We start from the raw sequence: 3,367 nt of genomic DNA on the forward strand, positions 1-3,367 counted from the left end.
CCCAGTGATCAACCGTTTTGCCTGACGACCATAGCGGTCTGGAACCACCTGATCCCATCCCGAACTCAGAAGTGAAACAGACCAGCGCCGATGGTAGTGTGGCGTTGCCCATGTGAGAGTAGGTCATCGTCAGGCTCCTAAATAAAACAGCCCCGACAGCGTATGCTGCCGGGGCTTTTTTGTTTTGGATCGAGGCCCTGCTGTGCACTACAACGGCCCCCATGTGACAAGGCGTGCTCGATATCAATGTAAACCTGACTGCAACGCCCATTCCCTGATCTGTCGGCGGCGAATTCGCAAAGCCTGACCGCCGACTTTGTTTTTTTCGCCTCCCTGGTGTTTAATCCGGCCTTACCCAATTTTATGGCTGGATACGTCTTATGAAATCCAAGGCACTTTTAGAGCTTCTCAGTGACGGCCAGGTTCACTCGGGCGAGTTCCTGGCCGCTCGCCTTGGCGTTAGTCGCACCGCGATCTGGAAACAGATTCGTCGCGCCATGGACGAGGGCATTGAGATTGCCACAATTCGCGGGCGCGGGTATCAGCTGGTTTCCCGGGTTGACCTTCTTGACCGGGATTCAGTGCTCCAGTGTCTCGATCCGTGGCGCAGGGAAGCGCTATCTTTGAATGTGCTCGATGAAGTGGATTCAACCAATGCCGAAGTGATCAGGCAGGTCGCGGCAGGGGCCGGGAAAATGCCGGTAGCCATCGCTGATTGTCAGACTGCGGGACGCGGACGTAGAGGTCGCGTCTGGCAGAGCCCACGGGGAGAAAATCTCTACTTGAGCATGGGGCTAACTTTCCATGGTGGGTTTGGCGTTCTTGATGGTTTGAGCCTGGTGTTGGGTGTTGCCGTCGCCAACGCGCTTGAGCAGCTTGGCGTGCCAGAGGTTGGGCTCAAATGGCCCAATGACATCTTTCTTCCAGACGGCAAGCTGGGCGGTATTCTTGTAGAGTTGCAGGGCGAGCTTGAGGAAGGGGTTGTTCAGGTGATCGCTGGTATCGGGCTCAATGTTCACATGTCCCGGGCAGAAGGTGTTGATCAGCCGTGGAGCAGCCTCGCCAGGACGTGTCCGGAGATTGTGTGGTCACGGAATCAGATCGCTGGCGCCATTATTGAAGCAGTACTGGATGCGGTTCCGATTTTTTCGGACCTGGGTTTCGGGGACTTTCGTGAGCCCTGGCAGCGGCGCGATATTTTTATGGGGAAGCCGCTTCAGGCGCGAGGTGGCGATGTTGAAGGCGTTGGTTGCGGTATTGATGACAATGGTAATTACCAGATACGGACCGCTGACGGAATCGTTCCGGTACGAGCCGGAGAGATCAGCTTGCGGGTAATGCAATGAAGCTCTACGTTGACGCCGGTAATACCCGGCTCAAATGGTGTCTCGAGGAAGCCGGCGAGACAGTAGCCAGCGGTGCCGGCGTGCTGGATGAGGAAAATCCGTTACCGGGCATTGCAGGCTTTGCATCCCGCATTAGCCGGATTGCGGTTTCAACGGTTGCCTCAGAGGAGAAGCGCGAGCGACTGCTCGGTTATCTGGCGGGGCTGAGCAACGTGCCTGCCCGTTGTTATTGGTCGGAACCGGAGCGGGGTGGGCTTCAAAATGCCTATTCCGACTACGACAGGATGGGCGCTGATCGCTGGCATGCGATGTATGGTGCGTGGATTGGCCACAAGCAGGGCTTTGTTGTTGTGGACGCGGGTAGTGCGGTCACCGTGGATTTTGTGGATCAGTACGGCCGGCACCTCGGGGGGTATATTCTCCCGGGCCTGCAGATGATGTTCCGGAGCCTCAAAACCGATGCGGCGCGTATCGGATTCGATCCTGGGCAGGTTTTGGAAACCGGTCCTGGCAAAAGCACCGGCGAATGCGTTAACCATGGGGTTGCGTGGCTGTCGGACGCCATGATTGTCCGTATCCTTTGGGATGCGCAGGCGTTTGGTCTTGCGGATGTTCTGGTTACCGGTGGCGATGCGGATCGACTCATCGGGCTTGGCCTGTCCGGAATCCATCGTCCTGATCTGGTCTTGGCGGGCCTCCGTGCCATTGCTGATGAGGAAGCGTCCTGATGCGATGGATGGCGCTACTCCTGCTGCTTTTGAGTCTGGGGCTTTATTATCTTCCTGATTATCTTGGGCCCTCCGGTGGCATGGCCAAAGTCGCCAGTGGAAGTCTCCCGAGGGTAGTCAGTCTGAAGTCACCGGATCCGGAGGGGGGGCCGGTCAAAGTGGTTCCGTCTCAAGAAGCGCCTGTGTTGTCCTGCGTACGCCTTGGCTGGATAGACACCGCTGAGCGTGCCCGGGAACTGATCAATAGCCAGCCTCTTGTCAGCGAGGCGGGTTTTGCCGTTGAAGAGGAAGGCCGGGCGCTCCCTCCCTTATACTGGGTGCTCATCCCGCCTCAGCCCCGGGAGGTGGCTTTGCGCCAGTTTCGGGATATTCAGCGACAGGGTATCGATTCCTACCTGGTAACCGGGGGGGAGAACCGCAACGCCATTTCCCTCGGCCTGTTCGAGCATCGGAAATCTGCAATATCCATGCTGGAAGAAAAAAAACATCAGAATCTTAATGCGGTACTGGTCAACTTCCCCCGAAATCAGATAAGCTACGCCCTCACTTTTGAGGCTGAGCCGGACCTCGCGGAGGAACTGGTTCAGGCGGTGAAAGCGGATTACGGCAACGATTTTGATTTCGTCGAGTTCAGGCCTTGTGAAGGTGTTGCAACGCCAGAAAAAAATCCGTAGTATACCGCCCTCGCTGAAGAGGCGATTGTGGGCTGGCGTAGCTCAGTTGGTAGAGCAGCTGACTTGTAATCAGCAGGTCGGGGGTTCGATTCCGTCCGCCAGCTCCATTTTTAAGTTTTGACGGATTTGCATAAGTGAATCCGACTCGGAGGGGTTCCCGAGTGGCCAAAGGGATCAGACTGTAAATCTGACGGCATCGCCTTCGCAGGTTCGAATCCTGCCCCCTCCACCACTAATTGCTCGCGGGCATCGTATAGTGGCTATTACCTCAGCCTTCCAAGCTGATGACGCGGGTTCGATTCCCGCTGCCCGCTCCAATTTGCTTGCAGTGCTCATGTAGCTCAGTCGGTAGAGCACATCCTTGGTAAGGATGAGGTCACCGGTTCAATTCCGGTCATGAGCTCCATTATTTATCCGGTCAACGTTACGATCCTGGTTGATTAGGGAGATTGGTCGAATGTCTAAGTCTAAGTTTGAACGTAATAAGCCGCACTTGAACGTGGGCACCATTGGTCACGTTGACCATGGCAAGACCACTTTGACAGCAGCCCTGACTCGCGTGTGTCACGAAGTCTGGGGTACGGGTGAGAGCCGTGCGTTTGACCAGATTGATAACGCC

Annotated in this window: 4 protein-coding genes, 4 tRNA genes and 1 rRNA gene; all 9 read left to right on the forward strand. The window is 56.2% G+C overall.

Features of this window, described 5'->3' with window-relative positions:
• The first annotated feature begins 20 nt into the window (after positions 1–20).
• A 5S ribosomal RNA gene (gene rrf / locus AC13C0_RS00025) occupies positions 21–135 on the forward strand.
• A gap of 245 nt (positions 136–380) precedes the next feature.
• Positions 381–1,346 carry a biotin--[acetyl-CoA-carboxylase] ligase gene (locus AC13C0_RS00030; protein ID WP_341581301.1) on the forward strand — a complete coding sequence of 322 codons (966 nt, stop codon included), beginning with the start codon at positions 381–383 and terminating at the stop codon, positions 1,344–1,346.
• Positions 1,343–2,074 carry a type III pantothenate kinase gene (locus AC13C0_RS00035; protein WP_341581302.1) on the forward strand — a complete coding sequence of 244 codons (732 nt, stop codon included), beginning with the start codon at positions 1,343–1,345 and terminating at the stop codon, positions 2,072–2,074. The genes AC13C0_RS00030 and AC13C0_RS00035 overlap by 4 nt, the downstream gene beginning before the upstream one ends.
• Positions 2,074–2,748 carry a hypothetical protein gene (locus AC13C0_RS00040; RefSeq protein ID WP_341581303.1) on the forward strand — a complete coding sequence of 225 codons (675 nt, stop codon included), beginning with the start codon at positions 2,074–2,076 and terminating at the stop codon, positions 2,746–2,748. The genes AC13C0_RS00035 and AC13C0_RS00040 overlap by 1 nt, the downstream gene beginning before the upstream one ends.
• A 31-nt stretch (positions 2,749–2,779) precedes the next feature.
• Positions 2,780–2,855 (forward strand) — tRNA-Thr (locus AC13C0_RS00045).
• A gap of 40 nt (positions 2,856–2,895) precedes the next feature.
• Positions 2,896–2,980 (forward strand) — tRNA-Tyr (locus tag AC13C0_RS00050).
• 10 nt (positions 2,981–2,990) lie between these two features.
• A tRNA-Gly gene (locus AC13C0_RS00055) sits at positions 2,991–3,065 on the forward strand.
• A 13-nt stretch (positions 3,066–3,078) separates the two neighbouring features.
• Positions 3,079–3,154: transfer RNA gene (locus AC13C0_RS00060), tRNA-Thr, on the forward strand.
• Positions 3,155–3,205: 51 nt separating this feature from the next.
• Positions 3,206–3,367, forward strand: a 162-nt coding sequence (locus AC13C0_RS00065) for a GTP-binding protein (RefSeq protein WP_482953696.1), incomplete at its 3' end; no start/stop codon positions are given.

This window comes from Marinobacter sp. B-21 (assembly GCF_056857895.1).